This is a genomic window from Polaribacter porphyrae (genome assembly GCF_002954685.1).
In the GTDB taxonomy this organism is placed as follows: Bacteria; Bacteroidota; Bacteroidia; order Flavobacteriales; family Flavobacteriaceae; genus Polaribacter; species Polaribacter porphyrae.
This window is the reverse complement of sequence record NZ_MSCN01000001.1, coordinates 751292-773574: the sequence shown is the minus strand read 5'-3', so window position 1 is coordinate 773574 and position 22283 is coordinate 751292. Positions and strand designations below refer to the sequence as shown.

At 29.6% G+C, this 22283-nt stretch carries 18 protein-coding genes; 9 read left to right on the top strand and 9 right to left on the bottom strand.

From position 1 onward, the window contains the following. Positions 1–380: 380 nt before the first annotated feature. The 3 genes from typA to BTO18_RS03520 form a co-directional block, all read right to left on the bottom strand. On the bottom strand, positions 381–2153 hold the full coding sequence (gene typA, locus BTO18_RS03530; protein WP_105014901.1) for a translational GTPase TypA: 1773 nt from the start codon (positions 2151–2153) through the stop codon (positions 381–383). Positions 2154–2290: 137 nt separating this feature from the next. Then, on the bottom strand, positions 2291–2566 hold the full coding sequence (locus BTO18_RS03525; RefSeq protein ID WP_105014900.1) for an LETM1 domain-containing protein: 276 nt from the start codon (positions 2564–2566) through the stop codon (positions 2291–2293). Further along, positions 2566–3729 (bottom strand): proline dehydrogenase family protein, encoded by a 1164-nt coding sequence (locus BTO18_RS03520; RefSeq protein ID WP_105014899.1) that lies wholly within the window; start codon positions 3727–3729, stop codon positions 2566–2568. The genes BTO18_RS03525 and BTO18_RS03520 overlap by 1 nt, the downstream gene beginning before the upstream one ends. 90 nt (positions 3730–3819) lie before the next feature. On the opposite strand from BTO18_RS03520, the gene aroB reads away from it, so the two are divergent. Beyond that, positions 3820–4878 (top strand): 3-dehydroquinate synthase, encoded by a 1059-nt coding sequence (gene aroB, locus BTO18_RS03515; protein ID WP_105014898.1) that lies wholly within the window; start codon positions 3820–3822, stop codon positions 4876–4878. A gap of 1 nt (position 4879) precedes the next feature. Here the strand turns inward: aroB and BTO18_RS03510 are convergent, their stop codons facing one another. Both BTO18_RS03510 and BTO18_RS03505 read right to left on the bottom strand, forming a co-directional pair. Then, complete coding sequence (locus BTO18_RS03510) at positions 4880–5830, bottom strand: alpha-E domain-containing protein (RefSeq protein WP_105014897.1); 951 nt, start codon at positions 5828–5830, stop codon at positions 4880–4882. Between the two features lie 9 nt (positions 5831–5839). Next, positions 5840–7306: a circularly permuted type 2 ATP-grasp protein gene (locus tag BTO18_RS03505; protein ID WP_105017487.1), complete on the bottom strand. Its 1467-nt coding sequence runs from the start codon at positions 7304–7306 to the stop codon at positions 5840–5842. A gap of 232 nt (positions 7307–7538) precedes the next feature. Here BTO18_RS03505 and BTO18_RS03500 point away from each other — a divergent pair, with 232 nt between their 5' ends. From BTO18_RS03500 to BTO18_RS03490, 3 genes are read left to right on the top strand one after another with little or no spacing between them, the layout of a single operon-like run. Continuing rightward, positions 7539–10883, top strand: a complete 3345-nt coding sequence (locus BTO18_RS03500) for a transglutaminase family protein (protein ID WP_105014896.1) — start codon at positions 7539–7541, stop codon at positions 10881–10883. A gap of 5 nt (positions 10884–10888) precedes the next feature. After that, complete coding sequence (locus BTO18_RS03495) at positions 10889–13453, top strand: circularly permuted type 2 ATP-grasp protein (protein WP_226789143.1); 2565 nt, start codon at positions 10889–10891, stop codon at positions 13451–13453. 1 nt (position 13454) lies between these two features. Next, the gene (locus tag BTO18_RS03490) at positions 13455–14378 is read left to right on the top strand and encodes a transglutaminase family protein (RefSeq protein ID WP_105014895.1); all 924 of its coding nucleotides are present in this window, start codon (positions 13455–13457) and stop codon (positions 14376–14378) included. 212 nt (positions 14379–14590) lie between these two features. Here BTO18_RS03490 and BTO18_RS03485 read toward each other — a convergent pair whose 3' ends face one another. Beyond that, complete coding sequence (locus tag BTO18_RS03485) at positions 14591–15043, bottom strand: cold-shock protein (protein ID WP_105014894.1); 453 nt, start codon at positions 15041–15043, stop codon at positions 14591–14593. A gap of 264 nt (positions 15044–15307) precedes the next feature. On the opposite strand from BTO18_RS03485, the gene BTO18_RS03480 reads away from it, so the two are divergent. From BTO18_RS03480 to BTO18_RS03465, 4 genes are read left to right on the top strand one after another with little or no spacing between them, the layout of a single operon-like run. After that, positions 15308–15979 (top strand): TetR/AcrR family transcriptional regulator, encoded by a 672-nt coding sequence (locus BTO18_RS03480; RefSeq protein WP_105014893.1) that lies wholly within the window; start codon positions 15308–15310, stop codon positions 15977–15979. Between the two features lie 3 nt (positions 15980–15982). After that, positions 15983–17647, top strand: a complete 1665-nt coding sequence (locus tag BTO18_RS03475; protein WP_105014892.1) for a peptidase domain-containing ABC transporter — start codon at positions 15983–15985, stop codon at positions 17645–17647. 5 nt (positions 17648–17652) lie between these two features. After that, a complete protein-coding gene (locus tag BTO18_RS03470) occupies positions 17653–19017 on the top strand; it encodes an HlyD family secretion protein (RefSeq protein ID WP_105014891.1) in 1365 nt (454 codons plus the stop codon). A gap of 29 nt (positions 19018–19046) precedes the next feature. Beyond that, entirely contained in the window at positions 19047–20447 is a 1401-nt protein-coding gene (locus BTO18_RS03465; RefSeq protein WP_105014890.1) for a TolC family protein, read from the top strand. 50 nt (positions 20448–20497) lie between these two features. On the opposite strand, the gene BTO18_RS03460 is transcribed toward BTO18_RS03465, so the two are convergent. Next, positions 20498–20698 carry a helix-turn-helix transcriptional regulator gene (locus BTO18_RS03460; RefSeq protein WP_105014889.1) on the bottom strand — a complete coding sequence of 67 codons (201 nt, stop codon included), beginning with the start codon at positions 20696–20698 and terminating at the stop codon, positions 20498–20500. Between the two features lies 1 nt (position 20699). Then, a complete protein-coding gene (locus BTO18_RS03455; RefSeq protein ID WP_105014888.1) occupies positions 20700–21143 on the bottom strand; it encodes a hypothetical protein in 444 nt (147 codons plus the stop codon). A gap of 122 nt (positions 21144–21265) precedes the next feature. On the opposite strand from BTO18_RS03455, the gene BTO18_RS03450 reads away from it, so the two are divergent. Next, a complete protein-coding gene (locus BTO18_RS03450) occupies positions 21266–21697 on the top strand; it encodes a hypothetical protein (protein ID WP_105014887.1) in 432 nt (143 codons plus the stop codon). A 51-nt stretch (positions 21698–21748) separates the two neighbouring features. Here the strand turns inward: BTO18_RS03450 and BTO18_RS03445 are convergent, their stop codons facing one another. Beyond that, complete coding sequence (locus tag BTO18_RS03445; protein WP_105014886.1) at positions 21749–22213, bottom strand: MaoC family dehydratase; 465 nt, start codon at positions 22211–22213, stop codon at positions 21749–21751. Positions 22214–22283: the final 70 nt, after the last annotated feature.

Sequence of the window (22283 nt, the reverse complement as noted above, 5' to 3'; positions counted from 1 at the left end):
AATAACACTTTGTCTCTGAATACAGAAAATCTAAATGAAGGATCTTTTTTAAACGTCTGTAAAAATTATCCTTGGGAACTCGCTCACTCAACTGGAAATTATTAAACAGCTTTTCTTGATATTGCTTCTTGCCTTGCATTATTAAATATACGAAATTTCTGTATCTTTAAAAAATTGTGCAACAGACATACCGTATAAACTTTATTGCTGGCTTTTGCCTACTTACGAAAGTCCTCGCGGACTTTCTTGGTCAGTAAATATTTACTAAATTAGTTGTTCGAAACACGCAACAAAGCTTATACAAACACGTTAGCGAAACTAAAAAAAGCTCAAGAAAATTAAATTCTTGAGCTTTTTTTATTCTATAATTTTTTCTTATACTATGGTCTAAAAGAAATTTTACGCATACGTAAACTTGCAGGAGTTACCTCTAAATACTCATCAGTTTTTATGTATTCCATACATTCTTCAAGTGAAAAATCAATTTTTGGAGCAATTTTAACACTATCATCTGTTCCAGAAGAACGTACATTTGTTAATTTTTTTCCCTTAATTAAATTCACACCCATATCTGTATCCTTGCTGTTTTCTCCAACAACTTGACCAATATAAATATCTTGATTTGGGTCTATAAAAAAACGACCTCTATCTTGCAATCTATCAATGGCATAAGCAGTTGCTTTACCAGCTGCAGAAGAAACAATTGCTCCTTTAATATCTTCAGAAAACTCACCTTTATAAGGTCCATATTCAGAAAAACGATGGTTTATAATGGCTTGACCAGCTGTTGCTGTTAATATTTTATTACGCAAACCTATCAATCCTCTAGATGGAATTGTAAATTCTAAATGTTGTAAATCTCCTTTTGGTTCCATTACTAATAAATCTCCTTTACGTAAAGAAACTAGATTAATTGCTCTTGAAGCTACATCTTCTGGAACATCAATAGAAAGTGTTTCATAAGGTTCAGATTTTACACCATCAATATCTTTAATAATTACTTGTGGACGTCCAACCTGCAACTCATACCCTTCTCTACGCATTGTTTCTATCAATACTGATAAATGTAAAACTCCACGTCCGAAAACATTGAATTTATCTTCAGAATCTGTTGTATCAACTCTTAAAGCAAGGTTTTTTTCTGTTTCTTTAAACAATCTATCACGTAAATGACGAGAAGTTACAAATTTTCCTTCTTTTCCAAAAAATGGCGAATTATTAATAGTAAACAACATACTCATTGTAGGCTGATCTACTTCAATTCTTGGTAATGCTTCTGGATTTTCTAAATCTGCAATCGTATCTCCAATTTCGAAACCATCAATACCTGTAATTGCACAAATATCTCCACTTCTTACTTTAGAAACTTTGGCTTTACCCATTCCTTCAAAAACGTGTAATTCTTTAATTCTAACTTTTTTGTTAGTTCCATCAGCTTTACACAACATATAATCTTTGTTCTCTTCTAAATCTCCTCTATACACACGACCAATTGCGATTCTTCCTGTAAAAGAAGAAAAGTCAAGAGAAGTAATTTGCATTTGTGGAGTCCCTTCTCTGTAAGGAGCTTCTGGTATTGATTCAATTACAGCATCTAATAAAGGAATAATATTATCAGTTGGTTCTTGCCAATCTGTAGCCATCCAGCCATTTTTTGCAGAACCATAAATAGTTGTAAAGTCTAACTGATCTTCTGTGGCGTCTAAAGCAAACATTAAATCGAATACTTTTTCGTGTACCAAATCTGGAGTACAATTTTCTTTATCTACCTTATTTACTACTACAATTGGAGTAAGTCCTAATTCAATGGCTTTACCCAATACAAAACGAGTTTGTGGCATTGGACCTTCAAAAGCATCAACTAATAACAAAACTCCATCAGCCATTTTTAATACACGTTCTACTTCTCCTCCAAAATCTGCGTGACCAGGAGTATCAATTACATTGATTTTTACATCTTTATAATTTACTGAAACGTTTTTAGATAAGATTGTAATACCTCTTTCACGTTCTAAATCATTGTTATCTAACAACAAATCTTTACGTTCTTTTCTATCATCTAAAATTTTAGCTTGATCTATAATTTTATCAACTAAAGTTGTTTTACCATGGTCAACGTGCGCAATAATTGCGATGTTTCTTATTGATTGCATAACTGCTTTCTTAAATTTCGTGCAAAAGTAGTCTTTTCTAAATGATTATTTACAAATTATGAATGATGAATTTGTAAAGTTTAAAAATGAGTTTAATTAATTGAGAAAAAACAAACAAATTATTGAACTAAACATTATTAATCCCTAAAAGCAGAGGGCAAAATATCTGGTATTAATTTGATTAAAAGAGGCAAAAGCAAAGCTCCTCCAGGTAATAAAAAAACAGCTAAAGCTGGTATAGACTTGCAAATGTCTAAAAGTTGAACTCTAATTTTTTCTTTTTCTTCTGCAGATAATTTAGCGTGCGTAGATTTTTTAATTAGATGCATTGCTTCTTTACTTTGAGACAATTCTTGCATTAATCTCAACTTATTTTTATGCAACAATGCTTTTATTTCTTCAACAGTCTGCATTATAATTTTCTACGTTTTCGTTCTGTTTTTAGTAGATTTAATTCTCTACTGGTTTGGCCTGCAACAGAAGTGTTTTCTTCTGCTCTTCTTATTAAATAGGGCATAACATCTCTAACAGGTCCAAAAGGTAAGTATTTTGCTACATTATAACCTTCGTTTGCCAAATTATAACTAATATGATCACTCATGCCAAATAATTGACCAAACCAAAGACGATTATCATTTTCTTTAACACCTCGTTTTTTTGCTAATTCCATAGCTAAATAAGAACTTTCTTCATTGTGAGTACCTACAAATAATGCAACATTTGGTTGTTCCATCATATATGTAATAGCTTCATCATAATTAAGATCTGTGGCTTTTTTATTTTTACAAATTGGAGATGGATATCCTTTCTCTAAAGCTCTTTCACGCTCTTTCTCCATATAAGCACCTCTTACTACCTTCATACCAATATGAAAACCTTTTTCTGTTGCTCTTTTATGCAAATCTTTTAAATAATCCATTCTATCATGTCTATACATTTGCAACGTATTAAACACAATGGCTTTGTCCTTATTATAGGTTTCCATTAAGTGTTCTATTAAATCGTCTGCAGCCTTTTGCATCCAGCTTTCTTCTCCATCTATTAATAAAGGAACATCTTTTTGATGTGCTACCTTGCAAACTTTACGAAAACGAGCCACTACTCTATCCCACTCTTCTTGTTCATCAGCATCTAAAGTTTTTCCTTCGGATATTTTTTGATAAAGAGCAAAGCGTCCAAAACCTGTGGGTTTAAAAACAGCATAAGGAATAGATTGCTTTTCTTCGCAAAAGTTAATGATTCTTAAAATTTTTTCTAAAGCAGCATCAAAACTTTCTTCTTCCTCTTTTCCTTCAACAGAATAATCTAAAACACTATGTACATTTCCGTTTTTATACATATTATCGATAATTGGCAAACAATCGTCTTCTGTTACACCTCCACAAAAATGATCAAAAACAGTTGATCTAATCAAACCCTCTATTGGCAAATGTGCTTTTAAGGCAAAATTTGTAACTGCACTTCCTATTCTTACCATTGGTTGATTTTGTATCATTCTGAACAAAAAATATGCTCTTTCTAATTGTGAATCAGATTTTAAAGCGAAGGCAACCTCTGTATTGTCAAAAAGTTTCATACTATATCGATTTAGTAACCACAAATATACTATATGAATAGTAATAATTATAGAATTTCTATTTAATTTGCACCCTCAACTCTATTACAAATGAAAACCATTCAAGCAGTTTCGTATCCTGTTCATTTTCAAGAAGAAAGCTATGTATTGCTTTCTAATTTAATAAAAAATAATAATTACTCTACTATTTTTATTTTAGTTGATGAAAATACGATGGAACATTGTTATCCGAAGTTTATTCCAAATTTAAAAACTGATAAACGTATTGAACTTATTGAAATTGAATCTGGAGAAATTAATAAGAACCTCGAAACTTGTATTGGAGTTTGGAATGCAATCACAGAATTAGGTGGAGACCGAAAAAGTTTATTGATTACTTTAGGTGGAGGCGTAATTACAGATTTAGGTGGTTTTGTAGCTTCTTGTTTTAAACGAGGGATTGATTTTGTAAACATACCAACAACTTTATTATCTATGGTTGATGCTTCTGTTGGTGGAAAAACGGGTGTTGATTTAGGTGTTTTAAAAAACCAAATTGGATTGTTTGCTAATCCTCAAATGGTTATTGTAGATGATCGTTATTTAACTACAGTTACCCCAAGAGAAATAAAATCTGGAACAGCAGAAATTATTAAATATGGTTTAACTTATGATATTCATCTTTTCAATCAAATTAAAGATAATAAAGATTTAAAAATCAAGGATTTAATTTTTAGATCTGTAGAAATTAAAAACGAAGTTGTTTTACAAGATCCTAAAGAACAAAATTTACGTAAAATTCTAAATTTCGGGCATACTTTAGGGCACGCAATTGAGTCTTTTTATCTAGAATCTGAAGACAAAGAAAATTTAACTCATGGAGAAGCTATTGCTATTGGTATGGTTTGCGAAAGCTATCTATCTTCTCAATTATTAGGTTTATCAACAGAAAAAGTGAATACTGTTAAAGAAGTTGTTTTATCAATTTATAATAAAAACAATTTATTAAAACAAGATTTTTCATCAATAGTGAATTTATTGAAACACGATAAGAAAAACGTAAACGGACAAGTGAATTTTGTACTGCTCAACGATTTTGAAGATTTTAAAATTGATTGTAAAGTTCCTGAAGATTTAATTATTGAAAGTATGGAGTTTTATAATAGATAAACTAATACAAACTAAAGTAATCTTTATCCATCTTCTCACCTACCAAAGATAAATCTTCTACTAATTTTTCGATAAAGGTCTTTAAACCTCCTTGTACATCTTCAATTGTTTTATACTGATGTTCGTATTTTAATTTACCTATTAAAAATGCAGCTGTATCTTTATGAGGAATTTCTTCTTTCGATAAAAAACTGATATAATATAAAATATTGTTTAAAGAGTTCATTATAGATCGTGGACATACAGGATTTAAAATCAAAAAATCTAATACAGTATTGCTTGTAGGTATTTTTCTGTAATATCTACGCATCATATCATAGGTTTGTACACATTTTAATAAAGTAGTCCACTCATAACTTGTTGTTACAGAAGCTCCTGAATTTACTTTTTCTACTAAAGCATCGTTATATTTAGAATTGATGATTCTTATAACCTGGTTAGCTCTTTCTATATAAATTCCTAACATTATGATGGCATATACTTCATCGTGTAAAAGTGTTCCTCTTATTTTTGTTCTTAAAGACGCTACATTAGCTGTAATCATCGTTGTGAAATCAAACAAACCATTTTTTACAAAACGATCTTTATCGTAGTTTTTTACAGTTCTATTTAAAGTATTTATAGATTCGTATAATTCAGTAGAAATCAAATCTCTAGCTCCATTTGCATTTTGTTGTGCATTTTGGATAGAAGATAAAATAGAAAATTGCTTTTCTGGATTCAAACCAATATCAAACAATACTTTTCTCTCATCTAATTCTTTGCCTACTTTAAGCTCTTCTTCATCTGCAACAAATAACATAGAACGTAATACAAATTGTCTTGATTGAGATAACTCACTAGGAGCATCTAATGACGAAAAATAATTGACATTCATATACCTTGCTATATGTTCTGAACGCTCTAAATAACGCCCCATCCAAAATAAATTATTGGCTACTCTTGCTAACATAAAATTATTTTATTTTTTTAATACCCAAGTATCTTTAGATCCTCCTCCTTGTGATGAATTCACAACCAAATTCCCTTTTTTTAATGCAACTCTTGTCAAACCACCCTTTAAAACAAAACTTTTATCTTTTCCTAACAATGTAAAGGTTCTTAAATCTACATGTCTTGGCTCAAAAGAGTTTTCTTCTTCTATATAAGTAGCATGTGTAGAAAGCGACATTATAGGCTGTGCAATATATTTTCTTGGGTCATCTTTTATTGTTGCTTTTACTTTTTCTATTTCTTCTTTAGTAAGTTTATTACCGATTGAAATTCCATAACCACCAGATTCATCCACAGGTTTAACAACCAATTTATCTACATTTTCTAAAACATATTTTAACTCTTCTGGTCTACTACAATGATACGTGTATACATTATTTAAAATAGGTTCTTCATCTAAATAATATTTGATAATTTGTGGCATATAGGTATAAATGGCTTTGTCATCAGCAACTCCTGTTCCTGGTGCATTTACCAAACATACTTTCCCTTTCATATAACATTTAAACAAACCAGGTACACCTAGTAAAGAATCTTTTTTGAATTCTAAAGGATCTATAAATAAGTCATCTACACGTCTGTAAATAACATCTACTCTTTCTAAACCTTTAATGGTTTTCATGTAAACAAAATCATTTTCTATAAACAAATCTCGTCCTTCTACTAATTCTACTCCCATTTGTTTTGCCAAAAAAGAATGTTCGTAATAGGCTGAATTATATACGCCTGGAGTTAACACTACACATTTAGGAATATCTACTCCTTTGGGTTTTACTGATTCTATAATCTCTAATAAATTTTGACCATAATCTGATACATTATACGATTGATAATGATTAAAAACTCCAAACAAAGTCCTTTTTAAAGCATCTCTATTCCCAACAACATAACTCACTCCAGAAGGACATCTAATATTGTCTTCTAAAACATAGTAATCTCCATCTGAATGTTTGATTAAATCTGTACCTGAAACGTGGTTATAAATTCCACCTGGAGGATTAAAACCTTTCATTTGTTTCAAGAAATTTACAGAGGAGTTTATCAATTCAACAGGGACAATATTATCTTTGATTATTTTTTGGTCGTGGTATAAATCCCATAAAAATTCATTTAGTGCTTTACTTCGTTGTAATGCACCTTTTTCTATTTTACACCATTCTTTATTGCCAATAATTCTTGGAAATAAATCAAAAGGAAATATTTTTTCTTTAGTTTCTTTGTCTCCATATACCTGAAAAGTTATTCCTTGATTAAAAAAAGCATCTTTTGCTTTGTCGTTCAAATTTGCAAAATCATCTACAGAATATTCACTGAATAAGTTGAACAAGGTTTCGTATACTTGCCTTACTTCATTATTGTCTGTAAAAATTTCATCATAAAATCTTGAATCAAATTCGTAAGAAGAAAAGATAGGTAAATTAGTTGGTGCTTTCAAATCGAATACTTTTTGTGTAAATTTAATAAAATATTTTTTAACAAACACGTGTGTTTTAGCGTAAAAACTAGATTATTTTTATTGTTTTCAATAAAATCATGATTTTTTTTTACTAAAAATTGTTTTTTATTAAAAATACAATAATTGCTAAAATATGAGATTTATTTTGTAATATTTGTAACGGTTTTAGTAATTTCACACATACAAGACAACTTTATTTAAAGAAGCATTTATGGCACTAAAAATTGTAATTTCACACAAGACGAAATATAAATATGATCGTTCAGTAAAACTCTCTCCACATATTTTTAGATTAAGACCTGCCCCACATTCTAGAACACCAATAGAATCATATTCTTTAAAGATTCAACCAGAAAATCATTTTTTTAACTGGCAACAAGATCCCTTTGGAAATTATTTAGCAAGAGTTGTTTTTCCTGATAAAACAACAGAACTTTCTATTGATGTAGAAATTATAGCAGATTTAAAAACCATAAATCCGTTTGATTTTTTTGTGGAAGAATCTGCAGAAGAGTTCCCTTTTGAATATAATAATACTATAAAAAAGGAACTACTTCCCTATTTAGAAGTTACTGAAAAAGGTTCTTTATTAGAGGGTTTTGTAGCGTCTTTAGATATGACACCTCGTAAAACTATTTATTTTCTGATTGACATCAATAGAAAAATTTATGAATATTTAAATTATAATATTCGTATGGAACCTGGTGTACAAACATGCGAAGAAACTTTAGGTCAAAAAAATGGTTCTTGTAGAGATTATGCTTGGTTATTTGTGCAAACCTTACGTCATTTGGGTTTTGGAGCACGTTTTGTTTCAGGATATTTAGTACAATTAAAATCTGATGAACAATCTTTAGATGGACCTTCTGGACCTGCAGAAGATTTTACAGATTTACACGCTTGGGCAGAAGTTTATATTCCTGGAGCTGGTTGGATTGGTTTTGATGCCACTTCTGGTCTATTAGCAGGTGAAGGTCATATTCCATTAGCGTGTACACCTTCTTTTGAAAGTGCTGCACCTGTTTTTGGACTTTCTGATGTTTGTGAAACTACATTTGAATTCGAAAACTCTGTAAAACGAATTTTTGAATCGCCAAGAGTTACAAAACCTTATACACAAGAGCAATGGAAAGCTATTGATAAATTAGGGAAAAAGGTTGAAAAAGAACTGCAAAAAAATGATGTTCGTTTAACAATGGGTGGTGAACCAACTTTTGTTTCTATTGATGATATGGAAGGCGAAGAATGGAACACTGCTGCAGATGGTGAACACAAGAGAAAATTAGCTTCAGACTTATCTAAACGCTTTTTAGACAAATTTAGCGAAGGTGGCTTTTTACATCACGCTCAAGGAAAATGGTATCCAGGAGAACCTTTACCAAGATGGTCTATAGAATTATGTTGGCGAAAAGATGGTAGAAAAATATGGTTTAATCAAGATTTACTGGCAGCTGTTGGTAAAGAGGTTTCACTATCAGAAAATGCAGATATTTTATTTTTAGAAACATTAACACAATATCTAGGCATCACTTCAAATCATATAAAACCAACTTATGAAGATGCGTTTTTGATGCTGTATGAAAAAGGGAATCTACCTATTGATTACAATCCTTTAGAAGATAAAAACAGCTCTCTAGCTGAACAAAAAATTGCAGAAATCTTGGAAAACGGAACTTCTAAAGCTGTAGGTTATGTTTTACCATTAAATAAAACTGAAGGAAAATGGTTTAGCAGTGAATGGACATTTAGAAGAAATCATATTTATTTAACACCCGGAAATTCTCCTGTTGGTTTACGTTTGCCTTTAAATAGTTTAGCACAAAAACCAGAACACGAACTTTTCCCTATTTACGAACCCGATTTATTTTCTAAAAAGAAACGTTTGCCAAGTTTTAGGCAAATTGTTTCTAAAAGATATACTGACTTTTTAGAAAATGGTGTTCCTAAAAATATGCCTAATTATTTTGTGAGAACTGCTATTTGTTCAGAAATTAGAGAAGGGAAACTGCATTTATTTTTACCTCCATTAGACAACGCTGAATTTTATTTAGATTTATTAGCTTCAATTGAAGCTACAGCCAAAGCATTGCAAATTCCTGTTGTTTTAGAAGGTTATGGACCACCTCACGATAATCGTTTAGAATCGATGAAAATTACCCCAGATCCAGGTGTAATTGAGGTAAATGTGCATCCATCTAAAAGTTGGAAAGATTTAAAAGATACAACATTTACTATTTATGAAGAAGCAAAAAAATCGAGACTAGGTACAGAAAAATTTATGCTAGATGGCAAACATACAGGAACTGGAGGTGGAAATCATGTTACTTTAGGTGGTGTTTCTCCAAAAGACAGTCCTTTGTTGCGTAAACCAAGTTTGTTAAGAAGTTTACTCACTTTTTGGCAACATCATCCAGGATTATCTTATTTGTTTTCAGGTTCTTTTATTGGGCCAACAAGTCAAGCTCCAAGAGTTGATGAAGCCAGACATGATAGTTTGTACGAATTAGAAATTGCTTTTAGTCAAATTCCTAAAGATGGTGAAGTTCCTTTTTGGTTAACAGATAGATTGTTTCGTCATTTATTGACAGATTTAACAGGAAATACGCACAGAGCAGAGTTTTGTATCGATAAATTATATTCACCAGATTCATCATCAGGAAGATTGGGAATTTTAGAATTACGAGGCTTTGATATGCCTCCACACGCTCAAATGAGTTTGATGCAAAACTTATTGGTAAGAACTTTAGTTTCTTGGTTTTGGAAAAAACCTTACGAACACAACCTTGTTAGATGGGGGACAGAATTACACGATAAATTTTTGATAGAACATTTTGTTAGAGAAGATATTAAAGATATTGTAAATCAACTAAATAAAGCAGGTTACAAATTTAAAGAAGATTGGTTTGATCCGTTTTTTGAATTTCGTTTTCCTTTATATGGTATGGTTGATATTAACAACATCCATTTAGAATTACGTGCAGGAATTGAACCATGGAATGTTTTGGGTGAAGAAATGACTGGTGGTGGAACTGCAAGATATGTAGATTCATCATTAGAAAGATTACAAGTAAAAGTGACTAACTTTACAGAAGAAAGATATTCATTAACTTGTAATGGCGTAAAAGCGCAATTAAAAAGTACTGGAGTTCATGGAGAATATGTTGCTGGTGTGCGTTATAAAGCTTGGAATCCATACTCGGCTTTACACCCAACAATTGGTGTAGATACACCTTTAACTTTTGACATTATAGATACTTGGAATAAACGTTCAATTGGTGGCTGTACTTATTTTGTAGCACATCCTGGAGGTAGATCTTACGAAACCTATCCTGTAAATAGTTATGAAGCAGAATCTAGAAGAATTAATCGTTTTTGGGATTTTGGACACACACAAGGAGAAATAGAGCCAGAAAAAAAGAAAAAGAAGAAAAAAACAAATACTGAAAATGTTACTAGAAGTATGGAAAAACAAGGAAGTTCAAAAAAATTTAGTTTTAAAGAGATTCCTGTGAACCCAGAATATCCAAATACTTTAGATTTGCGTCTTAAAAAATAATTCAATTGATAAAACCATCGATAACCTCTTTTTTTACTGATTATTTTAAGGATTTTGAAAACTATGACGAAGTTTTAAAATCTGATATGAGCATCAATCCTAATTGGGAAAAATTATTAACAAATTTTTCTAAACTAGGTATTGATGAATTAAACAAAAGGCAAAATGATTTAGATTGGCTGTTAGCCGAAAATGGTGTTACTTATAATGTTTATAACGATCCTAATGGATTGAATAGACCTTGGAACTTGAACATAATTCCGTTTATTATTGACCAAAAAGAATGGAAAACTATTGAAAAAGGGCTGCAACAACGTGCACATCTTTTAGATTTGGTATTAAAAGATATTTACGGAAAACAAGAACTCATTAAAAATGGTATTGTGCCTTCAGAGATTATTTTTGCTCATAGAGGGTTTTTGAGACCTTGCCATCAAATACAATACAAAACCACACAACAATTATTAATTCACTCTGCAGATTTAGCAAGAGGTCCAGATGGAAGAATGTGGGTTGTAAATGACAGAACTGAAACACCATCAGGAATGGGTTATTCTTTGGAGAATCGTTTTTCTGTTCGCGAAGTTGTTCCTGATTTTTTTAAAGAAATCAATGTAAAACAACCTTTTGGTTTCTTTAAAGATTTAAATGATTTATTAATAAATTCTGCATCAACAAATAAAGAAAACCCAACGATTGTTATTTTAACTCCTGGGCCACATAATGAAACCTATTTTGAACATGCATATTTATCATCATTTTTAGGATATCCTTTAGTAAAAGGAAACGATTTGGTAGTAAGAGAAAACAAAGTTTGGGTTAAAACACTTAAAGGTTTAATTCAGGTTGATGTAATTTACAGACGTGTTGACGATGCCTATTCTGATCCTTTAGAATTGAAAGGCGATTCTTATTTAGGAGTAGCAGGATTATTAAATGTAGTTAGAGCACAAAATGTATCAATAATCAATCCTATTGGAAGTGGCGTTTTAGAAAACCCAGGATTAATTCCATTTATGAATTCTGTCTGCAAATATTTCTTAAAAGAAGATTTAATTTTACCACAAATTGCATCTTGGTGGTGTGGACAAGAAAAAGAACTAAAATTTGTTTTAGAAAACATTAAAAAGTTTGTTGTAAAACCAATAGATAATACACACAGAGAGCATATTTATTTCTGCGAATTTTTAAATGATGAAGAAATAGAAGTGCTAAAACAAGAAATTTTAGCAAAACCTTATCGTTATGTAGCACAAGAAAAAATATCTTTTTCAACGGCTCCTAATTTTACAGAAAATAGTTTAGAACCTAGAAAAGTAATGTGCAGAACCTTTGCTGTTGCAAAAGAGAAATCTTTTAGTATAATGCCTGGTGGTTTAGTAAGAGTTGCATCTGATAGAAAAAAAATACGAGTTTCTAACCAAAAAGGAGGTACTAGTAAAGATTTTTGGGTTACTAACAATACTGATAATACATTAAAAAAGAGACAACGTTATCATTGGCATCATGCTAGTGCAAATAATTTTTCAGGAATTGAAAATTTACCAAGTAATACAGCAGAAAACTTATTTTGGTCTGGTAGGTATTTGGCAAGAACATTAGTAACTGCTAGATATATTAGAATGGTATTGAATCAAGTAACAAATTATGAATTCAATAAACGAGAATCTGACACAGAAAGTTTACATATTTTATACCAATCTATAACACACTTAACATCTATTTTCCCAGGTTTTACTGGTAAAAACAAAGAAAAAGCTATTGAAAATCCTTTAGAAGAAATTGCGATTGTTTTGTTTGATAAAACTCAAATGGGTAGTTTAGCTCATGCACTTTCTTCGTTTAAAAATTCCTACTATTCTTTACGAAATCTTTGGTCTAAAGATATGTGGCGTGTATATGATATGTTACAAAAGGTTTGGCAAGATTTTGATAAGGAAGACCATCAAAATATACCTAAAATTACCAAGTTATTAGATACTATGATTACTAAATTAATTGCCTTTATTGGTTTAATTGAAGAAAGTATATTAGTGGACCAAGGTTTGCTCCTCTATTTTATAGGTTTACAAATGGAGCAAGCTATCATGACTATTGATAAATCAAGAGCGTTGTTGACGATTTCTTATGATGAAGATGTGGAATATGAAATTTTAGAATCACTCTTAAATAGTCATGAAAGTTTGAATATTTACAGATATAGTTTTAGATCTTATTTAGATGTTGAGAATGTAATTAAACTTATTTTATTAGATGATTCTTATTCAAGATCTCTAAAATATCAATTGAATAGAATTCGAAGAGATATTTCTAAACTTCCTAAAAGAACAAATGATACTGCATCTACATCTGTTGAAATAGCTATTTTAAAAGCTTGTAAAATTATTGAAAATGCAAAAGCAAGTTCTTTAACCAAAGTTGATAAAAACGCATTTACAAGATCAGAACTAGAGGAATTATTGGCTTCTTTAAGTGATTTGATTCATAATACATCATTATCTTTAACAGATATGTATTTTAATCATTCAGATGAGCAGATACAATTGGTTAATCAAAATTATACATTGTAATATGATTTTTTCTGTAGTTCATAAAACCACTTATAATTATGCAAACAATGTAACCTATTGTTATAATCTAGCGAATTTAAAACCAAAAACTTTTGATGGACAGGAATTATTAGATTATGAATTAGAAATAGAACCTAAACCAACTGTAATTAAAGAAAATATTGATTTTTTCGGGAACAATGTTACACATTTCTCTATTGAGAAACAACATAAAAAGTTAGTAGTTACTGCTAAAAGTAAAGTTTTACGTTCTTTTGAACATCAAAAGAATGCAGTAATTACTGAAGCCTGTAGAAGCATCACTTTAGAACAAGCTTTATTAAAATTAAAAGTATTATCACCAGAAAATATAGATGCTACACAGTATGTATTGGATTCTGCGTTTATTAAGAAAATTTCTGATAAAATAAATAATTACGCCAAAATTTCATTCCGAAAAGAGCGTTCTGTTTTTGAAGCGACTAACGAATTAATGAAACGTATTTTTACAGAATTTAAATTTGACCCAAGTTTTAGCTCTGTAGCTACACCTATTGATGAAGTTATGGAGGCAAAAAAAGGGGTTTGTCAAGATTTTGCACAAGTTGCGATTGCTTGTTTGCGTTCTGTTGGCATGCCAGCAAGATATGTAAGTGGATATATAGAAACATTTCCTCCTCCTGGAAAAGAAAAATTATTTGGTACAGATGCTTCTCACGCTTGGTTTTCTGTCTATATTCCTAATTTTGGTTGGATAGATTTTGATCCAACAAACAATCAGATTCCTAAAAATCAACATATTATTGTAGCATATGGAAGAGATTACTATGATGTACCTCCTTTAAAAGGTGTAATTTATGGTTCTGGTGAAAGCACTTTAGAAGTTTCTGTAGATATTAGGCCTTTTAAGAATGAAGTTCAACAACAGCAACAACAGCAACAATAATTAATTCTATTAATTATTAGTAGTACATAGTTGTTTTCCTTTTATATTGTAAATTCTTACAACTTATAAATTATCCAATTTCGTAATATACAAGCTTATGTTGTTAGAAATATTACCTTCGTTAAATAGCAAAACACTTTTAGTTTTTAGATGAAAAAAATCCCATCATAATAAAATGATAGGATTTAATAATTTAGAAAAAACTATTGTTTCTATATTTTTTTAACTTTTACTGCATTCATACCTCGCATTCCTTTTTCTAATTCAAAAGAAACCTTATCGTTTTCTGTAATGGTATCTATTAGCCCACTAACGTGTGTAAAATATTTTTCTCCATTATCAGCATCAATAATAAAACCAAATCCTTTAGAAGAATCAAAAAAGTTTACTTTTCCTTTTCTTACAGGGTCTTCTTCTGGTAAGTCTTCTTTTTTAGTGGTAGAAATTTGAATATCTTCTAACTCATACTCAACTTTTAAATCTGGATCTGGTGGAGTGTCTGTTAAATTTCCATTATGGTCTACATAAGCAAATTGAATTCCAGAAGTTCCGTGTTCTTCTTTGGCAGCTTTTCTAGCTTCCATTTTTTTACGCTTATCTTCACGTTTTTTTAAACGTTTTTTTTCTTTTTCACTTTTACTAAATGTCTGTTGTGATTTTGCCATTAATTATTTTACTGTGTTTATTCAATATAATTTTAAGAGACTTTTAAAAATACAATGCGTTCTACAGAAGAATACTATTAAAAATCGAATGAAGAATTATTAGCTATCGCTATAAAAATCTCTGTATAACAAATATATTATAAATAAAAAGGTTATCAAAATTTGAATCTAATTTAATTTTTATGTTAAAAAAATATTAAATAAAAGTATCATGTTTAGTATTTAATAGTAACACTATTATATTTGCATTCAAATTATACAACCATGAGAAATTTATTGTCAGTTCTTAAAATTACTGTCCCTGATAAAATTTACATTAAAGATCCTGAAACATCTCAATTAGGAAAAAGAATTATAGAGAATAGCATTATTTTGATTCATGAGATTGGTTTTGAGAGTTTTACCTTTAAAAAACTAGGTAATAAAATAGGTTCTAACGAGAGTTCTATTTACAGATATTTCGAAAGTAAGCACAAACTACTTTTGTATTTATCTTCTTGGTATTGGGCTTGGTTAGAATATCAATTGGTAATGGAAACATTTAGTGTTTCTAATCCAGAAGATAAACTAGAAAAAGCAATAAATATTGTTACTAGAACTGTTGAAGAAGATAGTAATTATTCTCATATTAACGAAACTCTACTATATAGAATTATAGTAAACGAAAGCTCAAAATCTTTCTTAACAAAAGAAGTTGATAAAGATAATAAAGAAGGATACTTTGAAATTTACAAAAGGTTAGTATCTAGGCTAGAGGAAATGATTTTAGGAGTTAAACCAGACTATACTTTTTCTTTAAGTTTAGCCAGTACAATTTTAGAAGGTGGTTTACATCAACATTTTTTGAACGAACATTTCCCTTCAATTACAAATTGTAAAAATGGACAAACTCCAACAGACTTTTATCAACAACTCGTTTACAATACATTAAAGTAAGTTATGGAAAATAAACAATTAACTCCATGGAAAAGATTTATAAATCTTTTAAGATTGGAGAAGAGAGATATATTTCAAATCTTTTACTATGCCGTTTTTGGAGGTTTTGTAGCTCTAACTTTACCTCTAGGTATTCAAGCTATTATTAACTTAATTCAAGGTGCACAAGTTTCTACTTCTTGGATAATATTAGTTATTGTAGTTACCATAGGTGTTATATTCTCTGGAGCATTGCAACTTATGCAATTAAGAATTATCGAAACCATTCAACAAAGAATTTTTACTAGATCTTCTTTTGAATTAAGCTATCGCTTTCCAAAGATAAAAATGACTGAATTGCGTAATTACTATCCACCAGAATTAGCTAATCGCTTTTTTGATACGCTAACTATTCAAAAAGGATTATCGAAAATATTAATTGATGTACCAACAGCAATCTTGCAAATTTTGTTTGCACTCATACTATTATCATTCTATCATCCTTTCTTTATTATTTTTGGTATTTTATTGTTGTTATTAATTTTTATTGTTTTCAGATTTACAGCTCAAAAAGGTTTACAAACTAGTTTAATTGAGTCTAAAATGAAATATAAGGTAGCACATTGGATTCAAGAAGTAGCAAGAACTGTAGTAAGTTTTAAGCTTTCTGGTAATACAAATTTGGCAATGTCTAAAAATGATAATCTAGTAAGTAAATATTTAGAGGCTAGAGAAAATCATTTTAAAATTCTGATACTTCAGTTTACACAAATGATTGGTTTTAAGGTAGTTGTTACTGCTAGTTTGCTATTAATTGGTGGTGCTTTGGTTTTAAATCAGGAAATGAATATCGGTCAGTTTGTTGCTGCAGAAATCATTATTCTTTTAGTTATTGCATCTGTTGAAAAACTAATAGTTGGTCTAGAATCATTCTATGACGTATTAACATCAATAGAAAAAATAGGCCAAGTAGTAGATAGAGATTTAGAATCACAAAATGGCGAAAAACCTTTATTTAAAGATGGTTTAAATGTTGAGTTAGATGATGTTTCTTTTGAAGTTGAAGATAGAAAGAAAGCAATTCTAAAAAATGTTTCTTTAGAATTGAAGCCTAGTAGCAGAATTTTAATAATGGGAGAAAGTGGTGCTGGTAAATCTACGCTTTTACGATTAATTGCAGGAGTTATTGAGCCAACTTCAGGAAACATTTATGCGAATAATTTATCGTTAAGGAGCTTACATATAAATCATTATCGTTCGCAATTAGGATTGTCACTATCAGAAGAAACCCCTTTTGAAGGTACTATTAGAGAAAACCTAATTTTTGGATCAGAAAAAGTAAAAGACAATGTAATTTTTGATGTGTTAGAAGCTGTGGGATTATCTCAATTTTTAAAAGAACAATCTAATGGTTTAGAAACTTTTATTAATCCTGAAGGTAAACAAATGTCTTACACTATTGCTAAAAAAATAATTTTAGCGAGAGCAATTATAAAACAACCAAAAATTATGATTCTAGAAGATCCTTTAGATCAATTTAATTTAGAGGAAACTCAACAAATAATATCCTATTTAACTGCACCAGAAAGACCTTGGTCTCTTATTGTAGTGAGTAGTAAAAAGAGCTGGCGTACAAAATGCACCAAAATTATAATATTAGAAAAGGGCGAAATTAAATCTATAAATTAATTATTATGTTAAACATTTCTAAAAATCAGTTGCATAAAACAGTAGATTTAACAGCATTTAAATCTGGTAAAGAAATTTTTTCGAAAAAATATTACAAAGCCTTAAATAGATTTTTATTAGTGTTTGCAGGGCTTGTATTGATTATACTTTTTTTACCATGGACACAAAATATAACTGGTAATGGTTTGGTAACTACATTAACTCCAGACCAAAGACCACAAACTATTCAATCTCAAATTCCTGGTAGAATAGAACAGTGGTTTGTAAACGAAGGAGACTATGTAGAAAAAGGAGATACTATCCTTCGAATATCAGAAGTGAAGAGTGATTATTTTGATGATCGATTAATAGAAAGAACCAATCAACAAATTAATGCAAAAAATTCTGCTGTAAATGCATATCAAGGAAAAGTAAAAGCACTTAACAGACAAATTAATGCTTTAAAAAATGAAAGGGAATTAAAATTAGAACAAGCACGCAATAAATTACTACAATCTAAATTAAAAGTACAAAGTGATAGCATAAAATTTGAGGCAGCAAAAACCAATATTGGTATCGCAGAAAGGCAGTACAATCGTGATGTAACACTTCAAAAAGAAGGTTTAAAGGCTGTAAAAGATGTGGAAGCAAAAAAATTAAAGTTACAAGAAACACAAGCCAAATTAATTGAAAGAGAAAACGATTTGCTTGCTTCAAAAAACAATGTAATTAATGCTAAAGTAGAAATAGGAAGAATAAAAGCACAATATGCTGATAAAATTTCTAAAGCACAAAGTGATCAATACACAGCTCAATCAAATCAATTTGATGCAGAAGTTCAAGTATCTAAATTAGAAAACAGTAACAGTAATTACAGAGTAAGAAATTCTCTTTTATACATTTTAGCCCCTCAAAATGGATACATTAACAGAGCTTTAAAAGGTGGTATTGGAGAAACGTTTAAAGAAGGTGAAGAATTAGTTGGCATAATGCCTGCTCAAATAGATTTAGCTGTAGAAACTTTTGTGAGACCTATAGATTTGCCTTTAATTCACCCAGGTGAAAAAGTAAGAGTTCAGTTTGATGGTTGGCCAGCAATTGTGTTTAGTGGTTGGCCTAACGTTTCTTATGGTACTTATGGTGCAAAAGTGGTTGCTATAGAAAGGTTTATTAGCGAAAATGGAAAATATAGAGTCTTATTAGCTCCTGATGAAACTGACCATGAATGGCCAAAAGATATTAGAGCTGGTTCTGGAGCTAGAACAATTGCTTTATTAGAAGATGTACCCATTTGGTTTGAACTTTGGAGACAATTAAATAGCTTTCCTCCTAATTATTATCAACCTGGAGGTGGTACAAAAGGAAAATCTAATAGTAAAAAGAAAAAATAAATATCAATTTATAGAAGATGTCTAAAATCATGAAAAAGTATATTTTAGTATTGTTTTTATTGATGTTTGCAAAACTTAATGCTCAAGAAAAAGTTGAGTCTGTAATGACCTTATCTGAATATTTGGGCTATGTAAAAACCTATCACCCAATTGTAAAACAAGCCAATTTAGTCATCAATAATAGTGAAGCTAAATTGCTGAAAGCTAGAGGTGCATTTGATCCAAAAATTGAGGTTGATTTTGATAAAAAGCAATTTAAGGAAAAAGAATACTATAACAAATTAAATGGAGCTTTTAAAATACCAACTTGGTATGGTTTAGAGTTTAAAGCTAATTTTGAAAATAATGATGGGCTGTTTTTGAATCCTGAAGCAAATGTACCAACAGATGGTTTATATGCAGCTGGTGTTTCTGCATCTTTACTTAAAGATTTATTAATAAACAAAAGAATGGCTTCACTAAAACAAGCTAAATTCTTTGTAAATCAGGCAAAAGAAGACCAGCAAATTTTAGTCAACGAAATTTTATACAATGCTTCTTTATCATATTTTAAATGGTTAAAAACCTACAATGATAAATTAGTTTATGATGATTTTTTACAGAATGCCGTAATTCGTTTCGATAATACAAAAAGAGCTTTTATTGAAGGAGACAAACCAGCAATTGATACATTAGAAGCAGGTATTACTTTAAATAATAGAAAGTTAAATCTAGAAAAGGCTAGAATTAAATTAGTGAAGTCTTCTCTAGAATTATCAAATTTTTTGTGGTTGAATGAAAATACACCTGTAGAACTACAAGATAATATTATTCCTGATATTACTACTTTAGACAAAGTAGATACTACTTTTAATATTGCTTTATTTAATAATGCAGATTTTGATATAGACAATCACCCAAAAATTAGATCTTTAGAGTTTAAAATTAAAAGTTTAAATATCGATAAAAAGTTAAAAATGAATAACTTGTTACCACGATTAGATGTTCAGTATAATTTTTTAACACAAACTCCAAGACAAGGAAATTCTTTAAATGTTGATAATTATAAAGCTGGTATAAACTTTAAGCTACCCATATTTTTAAGAAAAGAAAGAGGTGATTTAAAACTCGCTAGAATTAAGTTACAAGATGCAAAACTAGAAAATGAAGCAACAAAAGTTACCATAAAAAATAAGGTAAATGCTGTTCAACAAGAATTGGAATCTTTTATAGTTCAAAATGATTATATCAACACTATAGTTAGAGATTATGGAACATTGCTAAAAGCTGAAGAACGTAAATTCTTTTTAGGAGAAAGTTCTTTGTTTTTAGTTAACTATCGTGAGTCTAAATTAATTGAAACCAAACTTAAAGCAATCGAATTAGAGAATAAATTCTTTAAATCTAAAGCTAATTTATTTAAGGCTGCTGTTATAACTATAGCAGAGTAAATAGCATTAAAATTAATTTAGATAAATTAATAATTATGAATGTGAGAAGTTTAATCATCTTCTTCTAAAATAAAAAATTCGTTAACTGGTATTTTAAAAATAGATGATAATTTTAATGCCAAAACTGTAGAAGGTACATATCTGCTTTTTTCTATAGAATTGATAGTCTGCCTAGAAACACCAATTTTTTTTGCTAAATCATCTTGAGTTAAATCTAAAATAGCACGTTGCACTTTTATAGTATTCTTCATCCTATTTATTTATTCTTTTTAGTTGCCAAAAAACCATCAATTGAACAATTAGCATATAAAAAAGTACTTGAAAATAATCAAAACCTTCTAATTTTTCTGATTTATCAAATAGAAGTCCAACTCCATAATTTATAAGGGGTTGAATTAAAGCATATAAAATAACCAATACAAATGCAATTCTGTAAGACTGCGAACGCAAACTATCTATAAATTCATCTTCTAATTTTTCTTTTGATAACGAAATAATTAACATACCTATTAATAAAATACCGTGTAAAATTGGTCTTATCCATTCAGAATTATCAATATACTTTCTACCAATCATCAAAATAAAAGTTCCTAGAGCAATAAAATATCCTACTTTTTTAAATTGATGAGACAATTGAAATTTATTCATTTTTTCTAAATGACTTCTTTCTCTTTCACAAATTGATGACTTTGACATAATTTTTTATTTTACAAATTGACAAAAATACTTTATATAATGACAAAAATACTTTACATTTTTGATTTATACAAATATTTTTTATTACTTTTAAATAATCAATTAACTAAACTTTTTTATTTATGGGAACAACTACTAAACCCTCTACTTCTTTTTGGGTAATTGCTGTTTTAGCAATTTTATGGAATTTAATGGGAGTTATGGTATATTTAGGTCAAGCGTATATGACAGAAGAAATGAGATCTTTGATGGATAAAGATCAACTAGCAATTATAGAAAATGCTCCTGCTTGGGCTGTTGCAGCTTTTGCAATTGCTGTTTGGGTAGGTTTATTATCTAGTATATTATTAATTTTTAGACGTAAAATGGCTAAAGTAGGTTTTACTATCTCTTTTATTGGAATCATTATACAGCTAATTTATAATTTTGGTATAGCAGATGCTTATTCTGTTTATGGGGCTAGTGGTCTTATAACACCTATATTAACTGTTGCAATTGGTTTATATTTAATTTCGCACTCAAATAGATGCATTAAGTTAGGCTTATTAACGTAAAACCTATAAATAAAGGTTGTTATAGTTCAAAGTTGCTTTTAACTTCTTTTCTTATTCAAATAAAGCTGCCAAAAATTCTGCAACACAAGCAGGTTTTTCTTGACCTTTAATTTCTATAATACAAGTAAAAGTAATTTTTATGCCATTATTAGCAATCTCTTCGATATTTTTTATTGAGGTCAACATCCTTAATTCACTATTAACAAGAACAGGATTTGGAAAACGTACTTTGTTTAATCCATAGTTCAACCCCATTTTCACACTTTTTATAGTAAAAGTCTCTTCGAGCATTTTAGAAATCATAGCTACAGACATAAAACCATGAGCAACTGTACGTTTAAAAGGACTTTCTTTTGCAGCCCTTTCCTCATCAACATGAATCCATTGTTTATCTAAAGTAGCATTTGCAAAATCATTAATCATTTGTTGGCTAATTGTATACCACTCCCCTTTTGGTAATTCTTTACCTATCATTTCTTTAAAATCAGTAAAATCTTTAAATTCTAACGGCTTCATTTATGTGTCTTTTTTAACTTTTTATTTTAATCAGTCCTGTTTCAATTTATTAAATTAGACAAATTTTTTC